Below are 23,938 nucleotides of genomic sequence, written 5' to 3'. Positions count from 1 at the left end.
CCGCATGAATAATTCTATTTGGGAAATCATCGCTGGCACCCCCTGGTGGGTTTATGTCCTGTTCGTGCTGTTAGTACGCTTTGGCATCCTGGCCAGCAAACCCCGCATTATTCCGTTCAGGCAACTGCTTCTGCTTCCGGCTGTTTTTATTCCACTTTCTTTTGCCAGCCTTTATCAGATGCACTTATCGCTTTCTCTCTTTGGCTTGTGGGCAGGTGCTCTCCTACTTGGCGCAGCAGGAGGATGGCTCCAATTCCGTTTCATCAATATCAAAGCCATCAAAAACCAAAGCAAGCTGTATGTACCAGGCACCTGGAGTATTTTAATCATTATCCTGATCGTCTTTGCCGTAAAGTATTACTATAGCTATGAGTCGGCGGTCAATCCGGGGCAGATAATCAATCCACATATTAATGTATGGTTTGCTCTTTTATATGGGCTTTTTACCGGACTTTTTATTGGCAGAGTGGCCTATGCCTTGCGCTGCTTGAAGACAGGCCCTTTCCTTTCTACAGAAGAAGCTCAACGCTAGACAATCATCGCATTCACATGCGCGGGCACGCATTGCGCGAGCACTTCAAGATTATAACCACCTTCCAGCACGGAAATCATGCGTCCCTGACAATGGTTTTTTGCCATGTCCGCGATACGTTTAGTTAGCCATACATAATCCGCTTCGGTAAGATGTAAGTCTGCCAGAGGATCATTAGTATGCGCATCGAAACCGGCGGAGAAAAAAATGAGCTGCGGTTTAAACGCCGCCAGTTTATCAAACCACGCCGTCTGTACTTTTTCCCTGAAAACATCGCCTGACGTACCTGCAGACAAGGGCACGGCCAGCAGGTGGGGATTATCCATTTCTTCATCATAACCTGGATAAAAAGGATGCTCGAAGCTGGAGCAATACAGGACATGCTCATTTTGTTGAAAAATATTCTGCGTTCCATTGCCATGGTGTACATCAAAGTCAATGATCGCTACGCGTTTAAGATGATGATGTTTCATCGCATGGATCACACCCACTGCCACATTATTAAAAAAACAAAATCCCATAGCAGTGTCTTTTTCTGCATGATGGCCCGGCGGCCGTACATTACAAAACACAGCTTGTGCCTGATTTTGCATCACACGATCAACAGCAAAAACAACACTACCAGCGGCCCGCAAAGCTGCATTCAAAGTATAAGGATTCATCCACGTATCGGCATCAATAGCGATATAGCCTTCTTTGGGCGCGATTGAAAAAATCCAGTCTACGTATGTTTTTTCATGCGCTCCCAACAATTGTTCCCGCGTGGCAAGCGGCGCTTCAAGAAAAGTGGCTGGCACTTTAAAAGGATAGCGGGCCAGCGCTTTCTGAATGATTTCGACTCGCGCAGGGCGTTCCGGATGCTGTTCACCGGCTTCATGCAACATACAATCCGGATGCGAAATAATGTTCAGCGTCATGTCACTGTCTCCGAATGTTTGACGGCATCCACAATCGCAAGGCGCACGATTTCTGCCGCCAGCGTGCCAATGGTAAGATCTGATGCCATACGCTCGCCCACTGAAATACAAAACAAAATATCGCCGTCAAAACGCGTAAATATTGGAGCAATCGCGCGGGCAATACCTGCTGTCGCCATTTTCGCGATGCGTTTTAATTCGCTTTTATCAAATTTCGCATTGGTAAATACAGCAACCAGTGTGGTATTTGAATGTTGAAAAAGATCACGCTCACCCTCGCCTGACAATAAATATTTTTCACAATCAGCAAATTCATCTTGCGTTAAACGTGCGCCCGCGACAATCCTGCCAGCCTTGTCACGCACATCACCGACGCAGTTGACCGCCGCGTAAGCAACAACTTGAACGCCGTCGGGCAGCGTCATTTCGGCCCGACCCAAACCACCGCTCATGTGTTTCGCATCGGGTACCAACTTGCCTATTGTCGCGCCTGTCCCCGCGCCGATTCGCCCTGAAGCCATATTATCCTCGGATGCCTCGCGACAGGCTTGATAAGCCTCTTCTTCGGTGGGGGCAATGGCTTTTTTATAGTCTAGATCATAAAGTGCCGCTGCAGGCACAATGGGTACAACGCCATGTGGCGTGGGGCAGCCTCTTCCCTGCTCGGTTAAATAAGTCATGACACCTTTAGCCGCGTACAGCCCATAAGCGCTGCCGCCGGACAGAACCAACCCATCCAGGTGAGGAACGCTATTTTCCGGATCCAGCACGGCCAACTCGTGCGTAGCCGGTGCGGAACCACAAACCCAGCAAGCCCCTGCCGAGCCCGGGTCAAATAGGAAAACCGAAACACCTGTCCCCTTTTCCTGGCTGCTCACATGGCCTATTTTCAATCCCTGCATTGATCCATAATCCATATCTGATTCTGTCTAAAAATGATATCATACGACCGAATAAAACACTCCGCTCCAAGTAGCGGCCAGGGTTTGTGCTCATGACCGCATTGGTATGGAGCCTGCAGACTGCTGCAGGTTTTTTGTCTATCAATTTTGTAAATGGATGCTGAACATGATACGTATGACACTGGCACAGGCGGCTGACATCCTGGGTGTGAAGTGCCCTTTCGCTGCTATCGAATTTAATGGGATAAGCATTGATACCCGAACAACACAGCCTGGCAATCTCTTCGTCGCGCTCAAGGGATCACGCGTAGATGGACATGATTATATTGCCGAAGCCAGTCAAAAAGGCGCTGCAGCGGCGCTGGTCACCCACCACGTTGAATCGGCCTTGCCGCAACTGCAGGTGGAAGATACCACCGATGCACTCGGTAAACTGGGTACTGCTTGGCGCAATCAGTTCACCATTCCTTTTATCGCAGTCACGGGAAGCAACGGTAAAACGACGCTAAAAAACATGGTGGCCTCGATTTTAACAGCCGCCTGCGACGGCGATTCAACCCAAGTGCTCGCAACGCAAGGCACATTGAATAATCATCTGGGTTTGCCGCTCACCCTTATCCGGCTGAATAAAAATCATCGTTATGCTGTCATTGAAATGGGCATGAATCATTTTGGCGAAATTGAATACCTGACAAAAATGACTCGCCCCAGCGTTGCTGTTATCACCAACGCGGCTGCGGCGCATCTTGAAGGGGTAGGCAGTATAGAAGGTGTTGCGCGCGCCAAAGCAGAAATCTTTCTCGGTCTGCCGCCAAATGGCACAGCTATTCTTAATCGTGACGATGCTTTTTTTACCTTATGGCACGAACAAATTGGACAACGTCCTTATTTAACCTTTGGTTTTCATCCGGATGCGGACGTCAGCGCGACACTTATCGAATCCGATCAACAGCTGACATTGCGTACACCAAAAGGCCAGATTGACATTCAGCTGCCGCTCCTCGGACGGCACAATGTGGTTAATGCACTCGCCGCAACCGCCGCTGCACTTGCTATCGGCATTGATCTTGTTGCCGTTAAAAAAGGACTGGAAACCATCCAGCCGGCACCCGGCCGTTTGCAATTACACACATTGAGCAATGGGGTCAAGATTATTGATGATACTTACAATGCCAATCCCTTTTCCCTGCAGGCCGCGGTGGAAACACTCTCTTCTTTCACCGGTAAAAAAATTCTGGTGCTGGGCGATATGAAAGAATTAGGCATTGAAGCGAAATCACTGCACCATACCGCGGGCGAAAAAATCCGCGCAGCGGGCATCGATTATCTTTTCACTTACGGCGAACTCAGCGCCAATACAGCACATGGTTTTGGTGAAGGTGCTTATCATTTTAGCGAACAAGAAAAGCTGGTGAATGCGCTCAAACCATTTTTATATAATCAGACAACCATTCTGGTGAAAGGATCACGCTCCATGCAAATGGAAAAAGTGGTAGCGGAATTGGTGCAGTAGCCTACGAGCCTGCTCTTATGTGTGTCATCCTTCGGCCCGCTCAGGATGACAGCCACTCTGTAGAATCAGCCAAAGTCCAGAATAAAACACTATTAATAAAGAGGGGTATAAAAAAATGAGTATCAAAACTCCCATTACAGTAGCCTATGGAGATGGTATCGGACCTGAAATCATGCAGGCCACGCTTGATATTCTGCAAGCAGCAGACGCCCAGATTAAGCCCGAAGTAATTGAAGTGGGAGAAAAAGTGTATCTGCAAGGCTACACTTCCGGCATTCCGGACCAGGCATGGGAATCGCTCAAGCGTACAAAGGTATTACTGAAAGGCCCTATTACTACCCCGCAAGGCGGCGGTTATAAAAGCCTGAATGTGACATTACGCAAAACCCTGGGTCTCTTCGCCAATGTACGACCTTGTGTTTCCTACGCGCCTTATGTTCCCACCCAATTTCCTCATATTGATCTCGTCATCATCCGCGAGAACGAAGAAGATTTATATGCGGGCATTGAGCATCGCCAGACAGATGAAGTATATCAGTGCCTGAAAATCATCAGCCGGCCGGGCTGCGAACAAATCATCCGCTATGCTTTTGAGTATGCGCAAAAGTTTAACCGCAAAAAAGTTACCTGCCTTAGCAAGGATAACATCATGAAAATGACGGATGGCTTGTTCCACCGTATTTTCAATGAAATTGCGGCTCAATATCCGGATATTGAACATGATCATCTGATTATTGATATTGGCACAGCATTAATTGCTAGCCAGCCTGAGCGTTTTGATGTGGTTGTCACGTTGAATTTATATGGCGATATCATTTCGGACGTCGCCGCTCAGATTGTAGGCTCAGTAGGCCTTGCGGGCTCAGCAAATATTGGCAACCGCATGGCCATGTTCGAAGCGATTCACGGTTCCGCACCGGATATCGCCGGCAAAAATATTGCGAATCCTTCCGGCCTCCTCAATGCTGCGGTGCAAATGCTGGTGCATATTAACCAGCCGGAAACAGCAACGCTGGTTGAAAATGCCTGGCTCAAAACGCTGGAAGATGGCGTTCATACGGGGGATATCTATTCTTCCACTTACAGCAAGCAAAAAGTAGGCACACAGGCATTCGCGGCCGCTGTTATTGAGCGATTGGGACAAACACCTTCTCATTTTAAGCCTGCCAATTACCGTCCGGGCGCTTACGCAAAAATTGAATGCTATGGTGATCAATATCAGACACATAGCAAAAAAGAATTAGTAGGTGTCGATATTTTTATTGATAACTCAGCTGAAATACCGGCTGCCCAATTGGCCGCTAAACTGAAACAACTTGGTGGCCCATTGGAACTGATTGTCATCAGCAGCCGCGGTTTAAAAATCTGGCCAGACAGCACCATTGATTTCCCTTATTTGCGCCATTGCTGCTGCCGCTTCCAGTCATCGAAAGACAGCAAACAATTGAAAACAATTCATCATACCGACATCCTCAAGTTACTTTCTGGATTCAATGAATTGGGGCTTGATGTCATTAAAACTGAAAATTTATATACCTTTGATGGTCAATTAGGATTTACGCTGGCACAGGGACAATAAGTCCCGCCAGCCTTAACTTCCTATTTGCATCTGGCACAAATATACGTTATTTTTTCCCAAGCAAAAAAGAGGGCCATGCGTTGACAAACAAAACACCTAATAACTTGCCAAGCCTTGAAGAATCGCTCACGGAAATTTCCCAGCTCATCGATAAGATGGAGCATGGCGAGCTGACTCTGGAACAATCCCTTCATCATTTTGAACGCGGTATCACGTTGATTAAACATTGTCAGAAAGTGCTTGAAAAAGCCGAGCAGAAAGTTCAAATCCTCATCCAGAATAATAATCAGGATGAGCTCGCTGCATACGGTGAAAAAAATAATGATGAGGATGCCGGAGCGAATGACCATCACCAATGAATCCAGTCTGGATGAACTGTTTCAGGTTTGTTCAAGCCGACTTAAGAATATTTTTTCATTCTACCTCCAGGATATTCCTTCACTGGAACTTAAGTCAGCCATGGAATATGCTTTATTCAACGGCGGCAAACACATTCGCCCCCTTTTGATTTATGCAACTGGCTTGATTTTTAAAGCCCCACTCGAAAATCTGGACATTCCGGCAAGCTCCGTTGAAATTATTCACACGTATTCTCTGATTCACGATGATTTACCCTGCATGGATAATGCTGACTTGCGGCGCGGCAAACCTACCTGCCATAAAGCGTTTGGTGAAGGCATCGCTGTATTGACCGGCGATGCGCTGCACACACTCGCCATGCAGATTATTTCCAGCCACCCTGCCTCACTCAAAACGGACAGACGTCTGCAGATGATGGAAGTATTAAGTAAAGCGTGCGGACCCTTTGGCATGGCGGCAGGCCAGACGTTTGATATTACCGTGATGAATGATGGAGACATTTCTGCGGATTTGCTGGATGATATTTATAAATTAAAAACCGGCGCACTATTCACCGCCTGCATTGAACTGGGTCGGCTTGCCTCCGCTGATGACGATGAGTTTAATCAGCAAGCGCTTCAGCAGTTTGGCGACTGCATTGGGTTCGCATTTCAGATTCAGGATGACATTCTTGATATCATTACTTCCACCGAGTCACTGGGCAAACCTCAAGGCATCGATGTCAAAAACAATAAAATCACCTACCCCAGATTGCACGGCATGCAGCACGCAAAAGACAAAGTGCAACAGCTATACCAGGAAGCATTGGAAGCAATTAATTACCTGGGCGATGATGCGCAACTACTGCGTGAATTAACAGGCTATATGTTGCAGCGGCAAAAATAACGAGAACGTTTATCTAGCTCTGTCACGCAACTGCTATCACTCGCTGATAAACTTGCAGGTATTGCTTTGCAATCTGCTTCCACTCAAACAAAGCGGTGAGACGGTAATTGTGCTCGCCGTACTGCCGGCAAAGGGATAAGTTGTCGAGTAAATATTTCATTTTTTCAATCCAACCTGCAGGATTCGCGGGTTCATTGACAACCTCCACCTGCATCCCATAACGCAAAAAATCGGCTGTGACAGCCAATCGGCTCATGATAAGGGGCTTCGCGGCTGCCATGCTTTCCAGGATGATAAGGCCAAACGCTTCTTCAACCAGATGGGGCTGCGTGGGAAATAAAACCAGCCGGGCGTTAGCATATAACTTATATTTTTTTTCATCTGACAAAAAGCCGGGAAAATAGACGGAAGGACGCAGTGACGTGTTTATGTCTGGCAGTGACGAGAAAACCGGTAACCCATGCCCTTCCGCCTGTCGCATGAGCGACGCCTGCATCTCTCCCTTGCCTGCGATCACAAGAGGCAACGTGACCCCCTTGTATTTAACCAGCGAAGCATAGGCCTCCAGAACCACATCAAAGCCCTTTTCGCGAACCAGGCGCCCTATCGCCAGAAGATAATATCCATCTCCTTTGTCATGAAACGCCTGCCAGCGGGCAGGTTCAATGCCGTTCGGAATGATGATGCTTTTTTCAGTGGTGTCCTGGATGGCATGCGATGCGTGCGCCATGAATTGATTGAGATGGGTAACCGCATCCGCCTGCTGCAAAATACGCCGACACAGTTTGCGGGCCGCTGCACTTGCCATCCGCCTTGAGCTTTGCGGCAAACAGTCGCCATGGCTAGTAATAATATAAGGCATCTTAATCATGCGCTTGAGCATATAAGCCGCAAAACCGGGATGATAAAGACCCTGGGCATGAATAAGGTCAATCTTGAGATCACGCTGAGGAGGCCGCGAAGCGGCCGTCTAGAAGGGCATTTTTAATCAAATTTCTTTCGCCTTTTTGCATAAAGGCTGGCATGACGGGTGGCCACTTCGCAATAATTCCTGTTATTTCTGTTCTCTTTTTCAATTTAATCGGATAAGCTTTGTACATTAAAGCGATTAAATGAACTGAAACGCGATGTATTGCCCATTTTGTAATGCTGATGATACGAAAGTGATCGACTCCCGTTTGATTCGCGAAGGCAATCAAACCCGGCGTCGTCGTGAATGTCCGGATTGCAAAGAACGCTTCACTACTTATGAAATGGCTGAATTATCCCTGCCACGCATCATTAAGCGGGACGGCCGGCGAGCACCATTTAGCGAAGAAAAACTACGCGGCGGCATGCTAAGGGCGCTTGAGAAACGCCCGGTGAGTGTCGAGCAGATTGAGACCGCGATTGCGCGCATCAAACGTAAAGCGATGACGACAGGGGAACGTGAAATTGCCTCCGCTCAAGTAGGTGAATGGGTCATGGAAGAATTGCATCAGCTTGACCAGGTTGCCTACGTCCGATTTGCGTCCGTATATCGTTGTTTTCAGGATATAAATGAATTCCGTAAAGAAATAAGCAGACTGACACGCCATGCCAAACGATCCAAAACAAAGTCAAATCATTCAAGAAAGTAATACCATTAACCCGGTTGCGCGCCATAATGCACGCCGATACGCCTTACAGGCAATGTATCAATGGCAGCTCGCAGGTACATCCATCAACGAACTGGAAGCGGAATTCCTGCATTATCACATCGATAAAAAACTGGACCTTACCTATTTCAAAGAGCTCATTCATGGCGTGCCTAAGCATCAGCATGAAATCGATCATGAAATGCAGCCGTTTCTCGGCCGCAGCCTGCAGGAGATTGATCCTGTAGAACTGGCCGTACTGAGGCTTGCGATTTATGAATTAATTAAACGCCCGGATGTTCCTTACCGCGTCATCATTAATGAGGCACTCGAGCTCACTAAGAAGTTTGGTTCCATCGAAGGTCACAAGTTTGTTAACGGTGTGCTTGATCGGGTCGCAAAAAAAACCCGCGTCACTGAAATAAAAATGCAAAAAAATAAAACCTGATTGGCAAATCCATTAAGGACGAAGGAAACATGTTCACGCACGAACAAAAAAAATTATTATTTTTATCCAGCGTGGGCGGTGTATTGGAATTTTATGATTTCATTATTTACGCCCTGCTCGCAAGCTATATCTCCAAAGAATTTTTTCCTGCTGAAAACAGTGTCATCTCTCTGATTGCTACCTTTGCTACTTTTTCCATCGGCTATCTGGCGAGACCTATCGGCGGTATTTTATTCGGCCATTTTGGCGACAAGCTCGGCCGCAAAAAAACATTCACCATTTCCATTCTCATGATGGCGTTGTCCACCTTCCTGATTGGCATCGTACCGTCCTACGCCACTATTGGCATTGCCGCGCCATTAATATTAACGTTGCTGCGTATTTTTCAGGGATTGTCCGTAGGTGGTGAAATTCCCGGTGCGATTGCTTATGTCAGCGAATCCATTCCGGAACGTAAAGGGATTGCCAATGGTATTATATTTTGCTCGCTCATCAACGGCCTGGTCTTGGGTTCATTCATACAAGCAGTTATCACTACCACGTTAACAGAAGCACAAATGCTCGCGTGGGGCTGGCGTATTCCTTTCTTTATTGGCGGCCTGTTTGGATTACTCAGTTACCGTTTCAGGCGAGAATTAAAAGAATCGCCTGTTTTCCAACAGATTGAAAACAAAACCGTCCCCTTCCCCTTGTTAACCGTTTTTCAGCATAAATGCGTACACGCCATTGCTGCGACCTTCATTGTTGCACTGGGCGCCTCACTCATTACTTTATTATTTTTGTTTATACCTTCTTATCTCAGCAAAGTGCTGCACATCTCAGCAAGCAGTTATATCTGGTATAACACGGTCGCCATCTTTTTTATGTCCTTGCTGAATATTTTCTTTGGCGCCCTTGCTGATAAATTCAATAAAAAAAATCTAGTGATGAGTTTAAGCCTGTTAACCTTATTGTTGAGCTTGCCTATCTTCGGTATCTATTCAGCCTATTTCGCTTTTTTTGCATGGGCACTTCTTGCAAGTGCTTTGCTGACAGGTTTTGCCTGGGGCGTCATTCCCTCACTTTTAAGCGAGCTCTTTCCCGCCCATATCCGCTATAGTGGTGTTGCTGTCAGCTATAATCTCGGATTTGCCATTTTTGGCGGTTTGACACCGCTTATTGCAACCCTTCTCATTTACAAAACCAATCTGCTGATTTCGCCTGGTTTCTACTTAGTATTTACCGCCCTGCTGTGTGCTTTTGCTCTGTTTTTTATCCAAACAGGAAAATTGCAGCAGGAATAATAAGGAAACGAACATTGATCTGTCGTCATGCCAGTAAAAGTAAAGCAATGACATTTTTCAGGTTACCCGTGCAAACTCACTCACTACTTTACGCAAAAATACCTCACACTTTCCCAGCTGATCCAGTGTAACAAACTCATTTTGCCGATGAGCCTGTTCGATATTGCCAGGACCGCACACAATGGTCGGGATATCCGCCTGCTGAAAAAGACCAGCTTCTGTTGCATAAGCAACCTTGTGAATAGTCTTTTCATTGCTGATATGACGTGCTAATAGCGTGATCGCAGACGCTTCCAGCACCTCGAAGCTGGGCACGACGGATAAACTATCCAATTCAACGGAAGCATCAGGATATTCGTTTCGCATTTTTGGCAGTAATTCATTTTGTATATAAATTTCAATCTGCTCACGAATCTGCTGCGGCTTAACATGCGGCAAATGACGAAATTCAAAGATAAATTCACACAAGGCTGGAATAGTATTATGTGCATTGCCGCCATGGATCATGTTCGTTGAAATGCTGGTAAAAGGCACATCAAAATGACTGTCAAAAGGTCCTTTGCGCCGCATTTCATCTGCAAGATCACGAATATGACAAATCAATCGCGCAGCGTGTTCAATGGCGTTGCAACCCTGGGGTGTAAGCGAAGAGTGAGCAGCCCGCCCGTTTAAGCGGCAGCGGAAACCTTGAATGCCTTTGTGTGCTACAACAGGCTTCATTTCTGTTGGCTCGCCCACGATACAGGCTTTGGGGCGAATGCCAGCCTGCTGCAAATCAGCAAGCAGCAATGGCACACCGCGGCAACCTACTTCTTCGTCGTATGTAAACGCAAAATGCACTGGCTCAGATAATTTCATCTGCTGAAACTCAGGAAGCAAGGTCAAAGCCACTGCCAGAAAACCTTTCATGTCGCAGGTGCCGCGGCCATATATTCTGTCATTCATCAACACAGCTTCAAATGGGTTTGTATCCCAATGCTGGCCATCCACCGGGACTACATCGGTATGGCCGGACAAGATAATTCCGCCGTCCACGCTTCCATTCTGCGCAGGCAGCGTGGCAAATAAGTTGGCTTTTTTTTCCTTGAGGTCATAAGTAAAACGGGTCTCTATATGATAGCGTGCAAGCCAGTCTTGAATAGTTTGGATCAGGTCAAGGTTCGAATAGCGTGAAGTTGTATCAAACGCGACCAGCCGTGACAGCCATTCAACTGTGTTCATAACGCATTCCTTTTTCCTGATACAAAATCGCTGCAATTAAACTCATAATGATCGCTGCAATGAGATAATAAGTGATTGCAAGCGGTGTCCCTGCCGCACTAATCAGCCACGTCACAATAAATTGCGCAAAGCCGCCGAATAACATGACAGCTAGATTATAACTGATCGAGAGACCTGTTGAGCGAATTTCTTTGGGAAATAATTCAGCGATGATCACGGCAAAAACACTAAAATACGCTGCCAGCAGTAAACAGAAAATCAATTGCACGCTGATCAGTTTCGCAACACTTGGCTGGATACCTAACCACCAAAACAAGGGATAAATAGAAAATAAATAGAGAACAAGCGCTGTCAGCAGAATGGGTTTTCTGCCGATACGATCTGACCACCAGCCAAAGAAAGGCATAAGGACAACCATCAGCAACACACCTGCCATCAATGCCGCATAACTCTCCGTCAGGGAAAGATGCAGATAGTGCGCTGCATAAGTCGGCATATAAATCAGATTGGTATAGGTCGACACTGTTCCGCCTATGACCAACCCCATGGCAATTAAAAAACGGTCAACGTGCTGCCAGATTTTTTGGGCGAAATGATTTTTGCGGCGCAGTAAACTGTCATCGATATGCGTCTCATCCAGGTGTAGGCGTATATAAATACCGACGGGCGCAATCAGCAAACCAACAATAAAGGGAAGACGAAACCCCCAGGATTCAATCTGCTCGATACTTAAAAATTGCGTGAGAAGCAGGCTGATCAATGCACCTAGCAGCATAGCGAGAATCTGCCCGACCATCTGCCATGAACCATAAAAACCACGCTGCGCAGGCGGTGACAACTCAATCAACATGGCTGTAGAAGTACCAAATTCACCCCCGGCGGAAAAGCCTTGTAATAACCGTGCAATCACAATCAGCACAGGCGCTATGATGCCCGCTTGCGCATACGTTGGAGCAGCTGTAATGATAAAGATAGCAAGGGTCATCATGGTAATAACACGGGTCATCGCCGCTTTGCGCCCATACTTATCCGCATAAATACCTAGCACAATACCACCCAACGGACGCATGCAAAACGCTACACCAAAAGTCGCTGTCGTCGCGAGCAGCGAATTCGTGTCATTCACATTGGGGAAAAATAATTTTGCGATAAAAATCGTCAAAAAAGAATAAATAACAAAATCATACCATTCGAGTGCATTACCAAGGACAATCGCAATGATATTTTTTTTCGATGGCTTAAGGGGCGACATCATCTTTTTATCCAATAGCACTATCTTAAAAAACACATTAAAAAACAAAAATCGCGGAATTACCACAAAGGTCAGGTAATTCGTTAATGAAGCTGCACCTGTCATTGCGAGCGTAGCGAAGCAATAAAGCGTTCACAAAACTGTCATTCTGAGCGCAGCGCATTACTGTCCGGTAAATTTCCGTCTCGCCGTCGTCCCGCTGCTTGACAGCGGGATCCAGACGCCACGAAGCGGCTTCCCGACAACTAGCTCACATAAATACGTGTCTTGCCCACACAAACTTGATAAAGTGATACGCATGACTGAATTCGACCTCATCAAAAAATATTTCGCAACACAAACAGAACACCGCCCTGACGTGAGGCTGGGCATTGGGGATGACGCCGCCATCGTGACTGTACCGGCCGGTCATGAGCTTGTTGTCACAACGGATACGCTGATCGCAGACGTGCATTTTCCTGCATTAACACCTCCCTATGACATTGGCTATAAGGCCCTCGCGGTAAACCTGAGTGACCTTGCAGCCATGGGCGCTTCGCCTGCCTGGGCGACGCTCGCCATCACGCTGGCTGAAGCGAATGAAGCCTGGATACAAGCCTTTTGCGATGGATTTTTTACGCTTGCCAATCGCTATCAGGTCCAACTAATAGGGGGCGATCTCACACACGGTTCGCTTAGCATGACGGTTCAAGCCATGGGGTTCATTCCCCCCGGCCAAGCCTTGCTTCGATCCACCGCAAAGCCCGCCGACCTGATTTATGTGACAGGCACCCTGGGTGATGCAGGGCTCGCCCTGCACCATCTCAAGCAGCAGATTTCCCTCTCGACAGAAGCGCAGCACGCCGTGTTAACCCGGCTCAACCGCCCGGAGCCGCGTCTTCCCCAAGGCGAACATTTGCGTGGACTCGCCCATGCCGCCATTGATATTTCAGACGGGTTGGCTGCGGATCTTGGCCACATATTGGAGCAAAGCCAGGTAGGGGCTATTGTTTATGTGGACCAACTGCCCTTATCGGAAGCTGTAAAACAGTCGCTCCCGCCGGAAAAAGCGATTACACTTGCCCTCACCGCGGGGGATGATTATGAGTTATGTTTCACCGTCCCGCCTGAAAAACGCGCTTTAATTGAAAAAAAATTATCGTCCATTCCTTGCCGCTATACCTGCATTGGCGTCATTACTGAACAGCAAGGATTGGATCTACGTTATCAGGATGAAAAAAAGTATCATGGTCCAAAGCTGGGTTACCAACATTTTTAACCGCCTTTCTTCCCGTAAAAAACCCTCACCGCCGGTTCCTGCTGCTGTCTGGCAAAACCCGCTCTATTTTATCGCTTTTGGCCTGGGTAGCGGCGCCGTTCCGTTTGCCCCTGGCACCTTTGGCACCCTAATGGCCATTCCTTTTTACTTATTGCTAAGACCCCTCCCGCTTGGAATTTATCTGCTGGTTGTGCTAGCTTTCGTTATCCTGAGTTCTCTGCTTTGCGAACATATCAGCAGGAATATCCATCTTCATGACCATCCGGGCATGTGTATTGATGAATTTGCAGGTTTTTTTGTCGCCATGATTAATGCACCTCACGGCTTTTCCTGGATTCTGCTGGGATTTTTGTTATTCCGTCTGTTTGACATATGGAAACCCTGGCCCATTTATTTTCTAGATAAAAATGTGCATGGTGGCTTTGGTATGGTGCTGGATGATGTTGTTGCGGGTCTTTATGCAATGATTGTCATCCAACTAATAGGAGTTATCACATGACACAATGGTTACCCGCCGCTCTGCTCGCGCTCTTCAGTTTTGGCTTGTGGGGCTTGTTCACCAAACTTGCCATTGTCTATATCGATTCCAAAAGTGCCCTGGTCTTTCAGACAGTAGGGGTATTGGTAGTAGGATTAGTCACGCTCGGCATGCTGAATTTCAAGCCTACCACAGACATGAAGGGACTCAGTTTCGGCCTGCTAACTGGTCTTGCTTACGGCGTAGGCTGTCTCTTTTATTTCATCGCCGCCGACCGGGGCAAAATCATTACAGTAGTCACTCTCACTGCGCTTTATCCTCTGGTGACGATCGTGCTTTCTTATCTTTTCCTGCGCGAAGCTGTCAACCTCAAGCAATGCCTGGGTATCCTGTTTGCCCTGGTAGCGATTTATTTGATGTCGCAATAAAATGAGGGAATGAAAACCCATACGCTTGCGTTACACATCTTCCGAAGGGACTTACGGCTGCAGGACAATACAGCCCTGATAGAAGCATTGAAGCTATCTGAACAAGTCATCCCTTGCTTTATCTTTGATAAACGGCAAATTGAGTGTAATGATTATAAAAGCGATAATGCCATCCAATTCATGGCGCATTCATTGCAGGAATTGGATGCTGCGCTGAAAGAAAAACAAAGCCGTCTTTATTTTTTTTATGGCACGGCCGAAGAAGTACTCGCGCAACTTATCGCCACCCTTCCGCTTCAAGCTGTGTTTGTTAACCGAGATTACACACCGTTCAGCCGTGTGCGTGATCAAAAAATGGAAACCGTTTGCAAACATAACAGGATTGCTTTTTACAGTTATGCTGATGCCCTGCTGCAGGAACCCGAGCAGGTGACAAAGAAGAACGACGAGCCTTATACGCTGTTTACCCCTTTTTTTAAAACAGCCACACGCCTTCCGGTGCAACCACCGCAAAAAAATAGGTATGCGAATTATTATCAGGCATCCACCCCGCTAGAAGACAAGCAAACGCTCCAGAAATTGTTACAAAAAACCAATCCCAACTTGTCTGTCAAAGGCGGCCGGCAGGAAGCGCTCAAATTGTTGAAGAAAGCGGAAGCATTGACGAATTATAAAAAAATGCGTGATTTTCCCGCGTTAGATGGTACCACGCGGCTTTCCGCGCACCACAAATTTGGCACCCTTTCCATTCGGGAAAGCTATGCAACGGCGCTAAAAACCTTCGGCAAACAGCATCAGCTGATCACTGAATTCTATTGGCGGGATTTTTTTACGCACATTGCCTTTCATTATCCGCGTGTGTTAGGTGGCGCTTTCCATGCAAAATATGACGCACTTCCCTGGCGCAACAATGAAAAACAGTTTCGTCTCTGGTGTGAAGGCAGAACAGGCTTTCCTCTTGTCGATGCAGGCATGCGGGAGCTCAATACAACGGGCTTTATGCATAACCGTGTACGCATGGTCACTGCTTCCTTTCTCATTAAAGACTTGCTCATTGACTGGCGCTGGGGCGAAAAATACTTTGCTCAAAAGCTGGTGGATTATGATCCTGCTGTCAATAACGGCAATTGGCAGTGGACGGCTTCTACCGGCTGTGATGCACAGCCTTATTTTCGTATCTTTAATCCCTGGCTGCAGCAGCAAAAATTTGATCCGGATTGTCTCTATATCAAGCGCTGGGTGCCGGAACTGGCGAGGCTCACGGCTAAAACCATTCACGCGCTGGATAAAAACCCACCGCCCCCCATCACCCATTACCCTTCTCCATTGGTTAATCACTCTCTCGAAAGTAAAAAAACTAAAATATTGTATAAAAAAATTTCATAATTTCCCTGTATGGCAAGAATAGATATTTTCTGACAACAACATAGGATTATATCTTAAGATTTTCTTAATCTTTGTCTGATAGGGTGAAAAAAATAACGCTCAAATAAAAAGGAAGGACACCGTGACCTCCAGTAGAGAGCAGCCAAAAACAACTGAAAAAAGTGTGCTACTCGATGACGGCTCCGATTTTCTACAAATGGAAGTAGATGATAAGGACGAAAGTCCTACGATTCTTCAGCACCTTCCTCCTTTGCCGCCTAACTTCCCTAAACGCAGCCGATCACTTCGACTTTTTACTTATACTTCGCACAAAACGAAAAAAGAAACCTGCCATCTTGTTAATACCGCAACACGAAACGGCAAAGATTATTTTGTAAAAGACGATACTCCCGAGGAAAAGACGGCTGAAAATCTTCAATTGGCAGAGATCCTTGCCCAGCTCGAAGTCACCAGTTGTGAATGGTACCGGCTCGTGGAGCCTGACATTGTTCCTGCTACCCATGCGTGTTACGAATACAAAGACGACGCTTATTATTTTACCGCTGTTTCCTCTAAAAAATTACCGGGTTTTACGCCCAACCGTTACGATCCTTTGCTGGAACAGGATCTCATTATTGAACCCGTCGAAAATGACACGGATTATCAGCGTCATCGTTTGATGGAAAATTTAAAATTATTATCAGCCAGTTGGGATAGAACGCCCAACGATTCCAGTTGGCTGTCTTTATCCTATGCCTATAGTTATACACGCAACCAGATCAACTGGTATAGCTCCCTGTGGGATTCCAAGCCCAAAGCCATTCAACTGAAAGATCACGTAGACAAACTTTTAACTCAGCAATCCAAGCTTTCAAGAGAAACACTCAATACCCTGTTAAATCAAATTGAAGCTCGCCAGCAGCACATCAGCAAAATGGACACCACTCCACAGCGCCAAACGGAGCTTGAATATCTAAAAATAGCCAATGAGACAACCAAAAAACTCATGGCATCCACGCTAAACGAACATGTAGACGTCAAAAAACTGGAAGAAATTGATAAGCTGGTTAAAAAACTCGAAGATGAGATTGAACGCAAGTATGCAAAAGAAGATAAGGATAAAGACGTCACCGTTAATTTACTTGGCCAGTCAATCACGATTAAAGTAGCGGATATTAAAAATGGCGGCCTGCTCGGCAAGCTGGATAAAAATAGAATCATTAATGAAAAGGCATTTAACAAACCTTATCCCATAAAAGTCAGGGACCTGATTAACTATCGCACGATCAAGGGGCTAGCCAAAGGCACCATCGCCAGTTATGTCAATGCAGAAAATGATTATCATAACAGGAACGGCGCCAAAAACGGCAAACGTGTTGATACGGACATGTCTGAATGGGGCTTCATGCAGCAATTCAAGAAAACCAATTTCTCTGAATGGCTGTTTAGTAAAACACCGAATTTTAATTTTACCGAGCGTGACATCCGCAACTTTCCCAATCTGCAGGATGCGGTATTCCGCTATTTCCCGACTAAAAATTCTTTTTCGCAATCTAAAATTGATCTTTCCTCACTGCATGAAAACTTTTACACCCAGCATGACAATGAAGTCTTTCAAAAACTGGCCTTCCATCCTGTTTATGTGTTTCATAAATTCAAATCATTGTTAAAGCATATTTTAACAACGGAGGCCATGTACAGAAGCATTGCTCAAATGAATATCCGCAATGATTTGAACTATGTGGATGAAAAAGACACTAAAAGAGAGGAATATGACTTCGTTTTGATGTCAGCGAAAGCAATCAATTTGAATGACCTGCGAATCATTTCAGAAAAGAATAGTAACAAACCCATTTTAATCCGTCACGGCGATCAAGTCAGTCTTTATGGATTTTCAGGGCAAACATGGAAGACAACCGAGCTGGATAGAAAATTATTTGAAGGGGTCAAGTTTCCAGAAGAAAATTCAACATCGGTATTGCAATCCCGCGAAGTCACAAAAGAAATACGTCAGGAAGTGACAGCTAAAAAAGGCCACATCCAGACAAAAAACCTGCTGGATGAATTCGTCAAATATAAAGCGGCTCGCATACAACAACTTAAAGATGTCTTGCTGAGAATGCCTGAATTCAGAGATTTCCTAGCCGAAAATGGTGATTATGTTTTTAAAGAGATTCAACAGGAATTTGCTGACTACAAGCAAAGATGCGAACGTAAAGTTCAACAAGGCAAAATACATTACCAACCACTTGTTGACGCAATCGATCTCGCGGCCATCAGTAAAGAATATAAAAAAATAGTCAGATTGAATATTGTGCTGTCCAATCCCATGAATAAAAACATCCCTGAGACGGAGCTTGAAAAATTGATTACAGATGAACCTGCCAAAACTGCCCAGACCGTCCTTCGTCATGTCAGGCATGGGTCGGAAGGGAGTCGAGGTATATTCTCAACCACACCTGGTACTGGCGCCAAAACCATTCCTTCCGTTAATCCGCTTTCAAATTCGCTGCCGGAGAAAGAGATAGCCAAACTGAATGTGGGCAAAGTATAAAATCGGAACACGACTAAAATGGCCGAAGTCCAGTATTAATCATTAAGTTTATTTTAATCATTTATAAAAAAAATTATTTATGCTAATCCACATCATTTTTTCAGAGATATAGACCATGGTTAAATTATTAATTGATCAAACAGACAATACCTTGGTCGACCTGTCTTCCGGAAAGCTATCCAAAAAAGGCGCTAGAAAACCGATCAAACGTCAAAAAGGCATGACCTGCACCTTGTATGGCATGCGCAGAATCGCTTTTTTTGAAAGCAGCAATCAGAATGATTCTATTAAAGAAATGATTGCTTATAAAACAATGAAAAATGCCTTAATGAATTTCAATCACGATTATGCTCATTTAGCAGAGATTGCCTTTACTTTATGCCAAAATTTAAATATTGACCTTGAAACAGCTCTGTCTTTAAATTCAGCTTTCATGAATCGCTTCATTAAGCGAGCCAATAAAGCGTTAAGCAAAATAGAGTACTTAACCTCCCTCGAGGAACGCGGTCAATGGATTATTTTGTATGATATATTGACCTATAAAATTCTTCTTCCTTTGCTTCATCTTGAAAATGCCGCATGGCATCCAAGGGATGGTTTTAATAAGCTAAAGGAATCGCTAAGAAATCATGGCGCCCATGCTTTTATGGGTAAATTTGGCGCATGGTGCCATAATGAAAAACCACAGCCTTTCATGAGTGAAACAACTCAAAACCGCCATGTATTTTATTTTCGTAAAAATACTTATATGGGGGATTACATACCTTTTACTCATTGCGTCATTGTCGATCAGCTAAAAATTGTCAATGGAAAAGAAATGGTTTTCTTTCGCGACCCTAACTCTCGATCCGCGCCCAATAAACCAGAAAAAATCTTTATGTTGAGTTTTGAAAATTTTGTATCTCGATTAACGGATTGGCAAGGAAACAGGTTTATCCTCAATTGCTGCCCAGATGAAACTTCTTTTGGTTTCGTTAGCACACAACCTGAGCGTTTAACTTCGGGTATTTGATATTGCGCCGCTATTCAAATACCTTAACGATATCAACCGATGGAAAAAGCTGTTGCACCTGCTCTTTGTCCTGTTCGAGAAACAATAATTTCAAATTAGGCCCTGCATCCTGCGTGAAATAAAGTTCCAGCCCCTCTTTCCTTGACTTCCAGATCTTGTGCATGGCCGCAATGGTTTCGGGCATGAAATAACAAACAGGCGGCCAGCTGGAAAGCATGGTGGCATGCATGGTGAGGGCGTTGGATTCCGCCGTCCCACCCAGTAAAGGAAAATTGGTCACCTGCATGGCTTGCTTTAGAATGGCGAGATCCTGCGCCACTTTCTTTGGCCAGCTGCCATACAGCAGACTGCTGTTCACTGTCCGCTGCATGGCTTCGCGTGATGAAATAGGCTTTTCTACCTCGCTCATTGTTAAAATACCCACGCATAATTCCGGCCATTCGAAAGCAAGCGGCTCTCCAAAGCTGTCCATTCCATCTGGCCGTACACCTGCATACCATTCCACAAATCCATTCCAAAATGAACGCGCGGCACTGCCGCTCCCCAAGCGGGCGAGAATGGATAAAGACTGTTTTTTTAATTTCCAGTCAAACAAATCATTTAAAGCAGATACAAGCGAGGCAAAACCACAAGCAGAAGAAGCAAGGCCTGCGGCAACGGGAATATTCATCTTAATATCAATCTGTAAATACCCAGTTTTTTGCGGGCGGAATAAATCCAGGAACTGGCTGGTACGCACCGCAAAAGCGGAGTCACGTACAACTTCCTGATCATTTAAGATAATCCGATCATAGGACTGATCATGCAAGGATACAGAAGTCAGCGCTCCCTTGTCAGGCAGGGCTATTGAAAGACTGGAGGTCATGGGAAGATTAAGTTCTATATCACGTTTGCCCCAATATTTACAAAGCGCGATATTTGTTGGCGCAAACCCGAGCCCCTTCTCATGCTGCGGCTGCCATACTTTGTTCGGCGCTTCCTGAAGTAGCGAATGGAACACTGCCCGTATGACATCAGATTTTTTCACAACGTACTCCTTGTTGCGACATTTGTGCAGAAACAGGTTGGATACCAGTATGCTCGCCTTTATAAACATACTGATCCGGTAAAGGCCCCCCAAGACCTACGACGCAATCGCCCAAGCCCGAACCTGAAATTTTCGCGCCCAGCATGCCGGGCTGTTTGCGCAATTCTTCCACCATGTCACGCAAAATTGGCAGGCTGACCCCCAGTGCTTCCATCATTCCCTGTTGTATATTCATGATCTCCCCCAGCTTTGACCACTCTGCCTTGCGCGCGGCATGCATACCTGAAAAGGCACACTGGCCAATGCTGTTGCTAATATGGCGAAAAAGATCAGGGTGCGCTGAAAACTGCTGCTGCACCCGTTTGATGGCTTCTACCGTGGGCGTTTTAAAGCCAGCGTATAATGCGCTGAGCGGATAAGTAGCAGCAAATTTTTCTACCAGTAAAGGTTGTGGTTGATAACCAACCAGGCCGCCATAAACAGAAGCTGCTATATCTGCACCTGAGCCCACTCCCTGAACATGACGCACCACATTTCGACCCTGGCGTACCAGGTCAAGCGGCGACACACGAATATTCAGCCACGTTACCAAAGCAGCCAATGTCGCGACTGTCACAGCCGCAGAAGAACCGAGCCCGACTTTGTCAGAAAATTCTGATTCAATTGCAATATGGCAGCCCGTTTTTAATTTGGGCTGATAGTGCTGCAGTGCGCCGAGTACAAAATGAAACGGTTTTTCAATGCTGATAGAGGTTAAATCCGTTTCATACCGGCCATGCAGCGACGATTCAATCTCAATCCGTTTATCAAGCGAGGGTGTAAGCGTGACGGTAATGTATTTGTTAACCGCACAAACCAGTGCATGTTTACCATGCAGCACCGCATATTCACCCAACAGGATTAATGAACCTGGCGCCGATGCTTTAAGCTGCATGTAAACCTCGAGTTTCACCTAAAATAGGAATCATGGTATAGCCAAATCGTGAAGCGAGCATGGTCACCGCTTCCTTGTCATCTGCTGTCACCAGCACAACACCCGCCTGATCGCCAGCCACTGCACCCGCACCGCAAATTTTGGCGGCGCCACCCAGCTTTTCAGTCGCTTCAATAAAACGCCGGGGTTGATCAGGTACCACGCCAATACGAACAAGCAGCTGGTGATTATAATGGATCGCTTCTCGCATGCCTTGCCATGACTGTTGTTTCAACGCGTTATCCATGCTGTCCGTCACAGCGGCAAAATCATCACGCAGCGCATTTGATTTAAAATGCGGAGCGACTTTTTCCACACATTGACCGGTCGTTGTCTGTGGAGCGCCGGTATTGACCAGATACATGGGGAAAGTCGGTACTGGACGTTGCTCCAGCGCCGGTCCGTTCACGTACAGACATCCGCCATGCAACGCCACGCGCAAATCCAGACCACTGGAAAATCCATGCTGCATTTTTTCAGCTTCCAGTGCTAGCTGGAACAGCGTTTCTTCCGTCAATGACATTTGCAAATGACGCGAAACACCATGCATGACGCTTAAGATTGTCGCGGCAGAGGAACCCATGCCGCAACCGATAGGAAGGTCTGAGTGCACTTGAATTCGGACACCATGCGGAAGCGAAAGGTTAAGCGACTCTACAAATACGCCCAGAGCAAATTGAGCGAGCTCAAAAGGTTTGTGCAAGACTTCACGAATACTGAAGTCGCCGCGAATAAAGCGCTGATATTTTTGTTTAATGCGTGTCTTTAGCTGACGTAAAGCGGTAAAACTAAGGTGACCATGATGGGCAAGGTCAGACAAATCAAATAAAATTTGCGGCAATAATTCACGCGTCACGGTTGCGCTTACGTATCGGTTAACTGCCATGGCAAGCGCCGGACTGCCGTAAACCACCGCATGTTCACCAGACAAAATTAATTTTCCGGGTGCTTGAACTTTCATAGGCGCCTTAGTTTATACATCAAATGAGCAGGTTATACTCCACTTATCATTCAATCCGAACGCTTTCGCAGGGAATGATACCTGTGCGGAGAGATGACAGGACCCAAGAAATATCACTCGGCCAATGCAATCCCCGCTATTTCACATAATCACCGGCAGCCAACAATACTTCTGCAGCCGGATCTACCTTTTCATAAATCCGCTTATGCTTGTGCAATCGTGCCAGACGAAAGCGGCCTGTATCATAAACAGGGATCGCCTGATCACTGCCGTCTTCAACATAGTGGAACGTATAAAAAGCTTCATAATCTTCATACGTCAGCAATGAACGGGTCGCCAGTAAATCAGCATGATAACGTGTATGCAGCGCGCGGCGATAGCCCGACTCAATCACGCCGCTGAAATATTCGGCAACGCAGCCGGAACCATAGCTGTAAAAACCAATACGCTTGCCCGCTAGATCTTCCTTCACCAAATCCAGTAAGGCAGTTAGGCCGATATACAAGGAGGCAGTATAGCTATTACCAATCTTCCGCCCGTATTCCAGCGAGTCATTAAACTGTTTAACAGTAACTTCTTCCGGCAAATGCTCAAAACCCGTCTGTTTCAGCAAATGTTGATGTGCTTTTTCTACCAAGCGCGGCACAGGTGTGTGATAACAATAATAAGCATGATCGAGAAAACCACGGCCTGATAGGGACTGATACTGTTTCCAGCTTTTTTCCAGCATGCCGAGATAAAGCCGGCTGGAATATTTACCGTCTACCAGTGCTTCGTGTAAATAATTTGGCCGCCAGAAATCCATTACATCTTCTGTGACAACGCCATACTCTGGCTCAAAAGCAAGCACGCGAGGGTTGGCGGACAAGACCATGGCTACTGCGCCTGCGCCTTGTGAGGATTCAGCAACCGCACCCAATCCATAGCGGGCGATATCAGAAGCAATCACCAGAATTTTTTTATCGGGGTTTTCGTGCAGGAAAGGCAAAGCGAGTTGCAGTGCCGCAGTACCGGCATAACAGGCTTGCTTGAGCTCAACAACACGGCAGCGGGAAGGAAGGCCTAATAGATGATGCACATAAATGCCGGCGGCTTTGGACTGGTCCATGCCCGATTCAGTCGCAAACAGTAGCATCTCGATTTCGTTGATATCGACACCGTCCAGTGCCTCGCTTGCAGCATTTGCTGCCATGGTGACGATGTCTTCACCTGGCGGCGGCACAGACATCATCTGCTGGCCAAGGCCCGACTGATATTTGGTTAATTCAACACCTCGCGCTTTAGCGAGTGTCGTCAGATCCAGTACATACCGTGAGGTATATATCGCTAATGTGTCTATGCCGACTTTTACCACGATGTATTCTCTCTTTCATT

General features: G+C 46.3%; 23 protein-coding genes. 14 read left to right on the top strand and 9 right to left on the bottom strand.

Going from position 1 to position 23,938, the window contains the following annotated elements; translation table 11 throughout:
• Positions 1-4 precede the first annotated feature (4 nt).
• Positions 5-532 (top strand): DUF6622 family protein, encoded by a 528-nt coding sequence (locus tag AQUSIP_RS02435; protein WP_114834029.1) that lies wholly within the window; start codon positions 5-7, stop codon positions 530-532.
• Here AQUSIP_RS02435 and AQUSIP_RS02430 read toward each other — a convergent pair.
• A complete protein-coding gene (locus AQUSIP_RS02430; RefSeq protein ID WP_114834030.1) occupies positions 529-1,449 on the bottom strand; it encodes a histone deacetylase family protein in 921 nt (306 codons plus the stop codon). The two genes, AQUSIP_RS02435 and AQUSIP_RS02430, sit on opposite strands and share 4 nt — an antisense overlap.
• On the bottom strand, positions 1,446-2,366 hold the full coding sequence (locus tag AQUSIP_RS02425) for a P1 family peptidase (protein WP_114834031.1): 921 nt from the start codon (positions 2,364-2,366) through the stop codon (positions 1,446-1,448). The genes AQUSIP_RS02430 and AQUSIP_RS02425 overlap by 4 nt, the downstream gene beginning before the upstream one ends.
• Positions 2,367-2,517: 151 nt before the next feature.
• Here AQUSIP_RS02425 and AQUSIP_RS02420 point away from each other — a divergent pair, with 151 nt between their 5' ends.
• From AQUSIP_RS02420 to AQUSIP_RS02405, 4 genes are all read left to right on the top strand, one after another.
• On the top strand, positions 2,518-3,864 hold the full coding sequence (locus AQUSIP_RS02420) for a UDP-N-acetylmuramoyl-tripeptide--D-alanyl-D-alanine ligase (RefSeq protein ID WP_170131771.1): 1,347 nt from the start codon (positions 2,518-2,520) through the stop codon (positions 3,862-3,864).
• A 115-nt stretch (positions 3,865-3,979) separates the two neighbouring features.
• Entirely contained in the window at positions 3,980-5,443 is a 1,464-nt protein-coding gene (locus AQUSIP_RS02415) for an NADP-dependent isocitrate dehydrogenase (protein ID WP_114834033.1), read from the top strand.
• A gap of 80 nt (positions 5,444-5,523) precedes the next feature.
• Positions 5,524-5,802, top strand: a complete 279-nt coding sequence (locus AQUSIP_RS02410; protein ID WP_114834034.1) for an exodeoxyribonuclease VII small subunit — start codon at positions 5,524-5,526, stop codon at positions 5,800-5,802.
• Complete coding sequence (locus AQUSIP_RS02405) at positions 5,786-6,688, top strand: polyprenyl synthetase family protein (RefSeq protein ID WP_170131772.1); 903 nt, start codon at positions 5,786-5,788, stop codon at positions 6,686-6,688. The genes AQUSIP_RS02410 and AQUSIP_RS02405 overlap by 17 nt, the downstream gene beginning before the upstream one ends.
• Positions 6,689-6,710: 22 nt before the next feature.
• On the opposite strand, the gene AQUSIP_RS02400 is transcribed toward AQUSIP_RS02405, so the two are convergent.
• Complete coding sequence (locus AQUSIP_RS02400) at positions 6,711-7,622, bottom strand: glycosyltransferase family 4 protein (RefSeq protein WP_267896352.1); 912 nt, start codon at positions 7,620-7,622, stop codon at positions 6,711-6,713.
• A 193-nt stretch (positions 7,623-7,815) separates the two neighbouring features.
• On the opposite strand from AQUSIP_RS02400, the gene nrdR reads away from it, so the two are divergent.
• From nrdR to AQUSIP_RS02385, 3 genes are read left to right on the top strand one after another with little or no spacing between them, the layout of a single operon-like run.
• Positions 7,816-8,307 (top strand): transcriptional regulator NrdR, encoded by a 492-nt coding sequence (gene nrdR / locus AQUSIP_RS02395; protein WP_114834037.1) that lies wholly within the window; start codon positions 7,816-7,818, stop codon positions 8,305-8,307.
• Entirely contained in the window at positions 8,264-8,752 is a 489-nt protein-coding gene (gene nusB / locus AQUSIP_RS02390) for a transcription antitermination factor NusB (RefSeq protein ID WP_114834038.1), read from the top strand. The genes nrdR and nusB overlap by 44 nt, the downstream gene beginning before the upstream one ends.
• 29 nt (positions 8,753-8,781) lie before the next feature.
• On the top strand, positions 8,782-10,035 hold the full coding sequence (locus AQUSIP_RS02385) for an MFS transporter (RefSeq protein WP_114834039.1): 1,254 nt from the start codon (positions 8,782-8,784) through the stop codon (positions 10,033-10,035).
• A gap of 57 nt (positions 10,036-10,092) precedes the next feature.
• On the opposite strand, the gene argE is transcribed toward AQUSIP_RS02385, so the two are convergent.
• Both argE and AQUSIP_RS02375 read right to left on the bottom strand, forming a co-directional pair.
• Positions 10,093-11,256 carry an acetylornithine deacetylase gene (gene argE / locus AQUSIP_RS02380; RefSeq protein ID WP_114834040.1) on the bottom strand — a complete coding sequence of 388 codons (1,164 nt, stop codon included), beginning with the start codon at positions 11,254-11,256 and terminating at the stop codon, positions 10,093-10,095.
• Positions 11,243-12,511: an MFS transporter gene (locus AQUSIP_RS02375; RefSeq protein ID WP_197737813.1), complete on the bottom strand. Its 1,269-nt coding sequence runs from the start codon at positions 12,509-12,511 to the stop codon at positions 11,243-11,245. The genes argE and AQUSIP_RS02375 overlap by 14 nt, the downstream gene beginning before the upstream one ends.
• Positions 12,512-12,806: 295 nt before the next feature.
• Here AQUSIP_RS02375 and thiL point away from each other — a divergent pair, with 295 nt between their 5' ends.
• From thiL to AQUSIP_RS02345, 6 genes are all read left to right on the top strand, one after another.
• Positions 12,807-13,766, top strand: a complete 960-nt coding sequence (gene thiL, locus AQUSIP_RS02370) for a thiamine-phosphate kinase (RefSeq protein ID WP_114834041.1) — start codon at positions 12,807-12,809, stop codon at positions 13,764-13,766.
• Entirely contained in the window at positions 13,735-14,265 is a 531-nt protein-coding gene (locus AQUSIP_RS02365) for a phosphatidylglycerophosphatase A family protein (protein WP_114834093.1), read from the top strand. The genes thiL and AQUSIP_RS02365 overlap by 32 nt, the downstream gene beginning before the upstream one ends.
• The gene (locus tag AQUSIP_RS02360; protein WP_114834042.1) at positions 14,262-14,672 is read left to right on the top strand and encodes an EamA family transporter; all 411 of its coding nucleotides are present in this window, start codon (positions 14,262-14,264) and stop codon (positions 14,670-14,672) included. The genes AQUSIP_RS02365 and AQUSIP_RS02360 overlap by 4 nt, the downstream gene beginning before the upstream one ends.
• 9 nt (positions 14,673-14,681) lie before the next feature.
• Positions 14,682-16,058, top strand: coding sequence for a cryptochrome/photolyase family protein (locus AQUSIP_RS02355; RefSeq protein ID WP_114834043.1), 1,377 nt, complete (start codon positions 14,682-14,684; stop codon positions 16,056-16,058).
• A 121-nt stretch (positions 16,059-16,179) separates the two neighbouring features.
• Positions 16,180-18,591 carry a hypothetical protein gene (locus tag AQUSIP_RS02350; protein ID WP_114834044.1) on the top strand — a complete coding sequence of 804 codons (2,412 nt, stop codon included), beginning with the start codon at positions 16,180-16,182 and terminating at the stop codon, positions 18,589-18,591.
• Between the two features lie 232 nt (positions 18,592-18,823).
• The gene (locus AQUSIP_RS02345; protein ID WP_148326080.1) at positions 18,824-19,603 is read left to right on the top strand and encodes a hypothetical protein; all 780 of its coding nucleotides are present in this window, start codon (positions 18,824-18,826) and stop codon (positions 19,601-19,603) included.
• A gap of 10 nt (positions 19,604-19,613) precedes the next feature.
• Here AQUSIP_RS02345 and mvaD read toward each other — a convergent pair whose 3' ends face one another.
• The 4 genes from mvaD to AQUSIP_RS02325 form a co-directional block, all read right to left on the bottom strand.
• Positions 19,614-20,630, bottom strand: coding sequence for a diphosphomevalonate decarboxylase (gene mvaD / locus AQUSIP_RS02340; protein ID WP_197737812.1), 1,017 nt, complete (start codon positions 20,628-20,630; stop codon positions 19,614-19,616).
• Positions 20,617-21,564 carry a mevalonate kinase gene (gene mvk, locus AQUSIP_RS02335; protein ID WP_114834047.1) on the bottom strand — a complete coding sequence of 316 codons (948 nt, stop codon included), beginning with the start codon at positions 21,562-21,564 and terminating at the stop codon, positions 20,617-20,619. Before mvk ends, mvaD begins: the two co-directional genes overlap by 14 nt.
• Positions 21,554-22,564, bottom strand: coding sequence for a mevalonate kinase family protein (locus AQUSIP_RS02330; RefSeq protein WP_114834048.1), 1,011 nt, complete (start codon positions 22,562-22,564; stop codon positions 21,554-21,556). The genes mvk and AQUSIP_RS02330 overlap by 11 nt, the downstream gene beginning before the upstream one ends.
• A gap of 136 nt (positions 22,565-22,700) precedes the next feature.
• Entirely contained in the window at positions 22,701-23,918 is a 1,218-nt protein-coding gene (locus AQUSIP_RS02325) for a hydroxymethylglutaryl-CoA synthase (protein WP_114834049.1), read from the bottom strand.
• Positions 23,919-23,938 lie beyond the last annotated feature (20 nt).

It is taken from the genome of Aquicella lusitana (genome assembly GCF_902459475.1).
Classification (GTDB): Bacteria; Pseudomonadota; Gammaproteobacteria; order DSM-16500; family DSM-16500; genus Aquicella; species Aquicella lusitana.
The sequence above is the reverse complement of the archived record's forward strand: the minus strand, read 5'-3'. Positions and strand labels throughout refer to the sequence as shown.

Coding starts and splice junctions, on each gene's coding strand:
- AQUSIP_RS02330 (WP_114834048.1), bottom strand. CDS start 22,564: ATGAAAGTTCAAGCACCCGGAAAATTAATTTTGTCTGGTGAACATGCG.
- argE (WP_114834040.1), bottom strand. CDS start 11,256: ATGAACACAGTTGAATGGCTGTCACGGCTGGTCGCGTTTGATACAACT.
- AQUSIP_RS02355 (WP_114834043.1), top strand. CDS start 14,682: ATGAAAACCCATACGCTTGCGTTACACATCTTCCGAAGGGACTTACGG.
- AQUSIP_RS02405 (WP_170131772.1), top strand. CDS start 5,786: ATGACCATCACCAATGAATCCAGTCTGGATGAACTGTTTCAGGTTTGT.
- AQUSIP_RS02430 (WP_114834030.1), bottom strand. CDS start 1,449: ATGACGCTGAACATTATTTCGCATCCGGATTGTATGTTGCATGAAGCC.
- nusB (WP_114834038.1), top strand. CDS start 8,264: ATGCCAAACGATCCAAAACAAAGTCAAATCATTCAAGAAAGTAATACC.
- AQUSIP_RS02420 (WP_170131771.1), top strand. CDS start 2,518: ATGATACGTATGACACTGGCACAGGCGGCTGACATCCTGGGTGTGAAG.
- AQUSIP_RS02385 (WP_114834039.1), top strand. CDS start 8,782: ATGTTCACGCACGAACAAAAAAAATTATTATTTTTATCCAGCGTGGGC.
- thiL (WP_114834041.1), top strand. CDS start 12,807: ATGACTGAATTCGACCTCATCAAAAAATATTTCGCAACACAAACAGAA.
- AQUSIP_RS02435 (WP_114834029.1), top strand. CDS start 5: ATGAATAATTCTATTTGGGAAATCATCGCTGGCACCCCCTGGTGGGTT.
- mvk (WP_114834047.1), bottom strand. CDS start 21,564: ATGCAGCTTAAAGCATCGGCGCCAGGTTCATTAATCCTGTTGGGTGAA.
- AQUSIP_RS02425 (WP_114834031.1), bottom strand. CDS start 2,366: ATGGATTATGGATCAATGCAGGGATTGAAAATAGGCCATGTGAGCAGC.
- nrdR (WP_114834037.1), top strand. CDS start 7,816: ATGTATTGCCCATTTTGTAATGCTGATGATACGAAAGTGATCGACTCC.
- AQUSIP_RS02415 (WP_114834033.1), top strand. CDS start 3,980: ATGAGTATCAAAACTCCCATTACAGTAGCCTATGGAGATGGTATCGGA.
- AQUSIP_RS02365 (WP_114834093.1), top strand. CDS start 13,735: ATGGTCCAAAGCTGGGTTACCAACATTTTTAACCGCCTTTCTTCCCGT.
- AQUSIP_RS02375 (WP_197737813.1), bottom strand. CDS start 12,511: ATGATGTCGCCCCTTAAGCCATCGAAAAAAAATATCATTGCGATTGTC.
- AQUSIP_RS02360 (WP_114834042.1), top strand. CDS start 14,262: ATGACACAATGGTTACCCGCCGCTCTGCTCGCGCTCTTCAGTTTTGGC.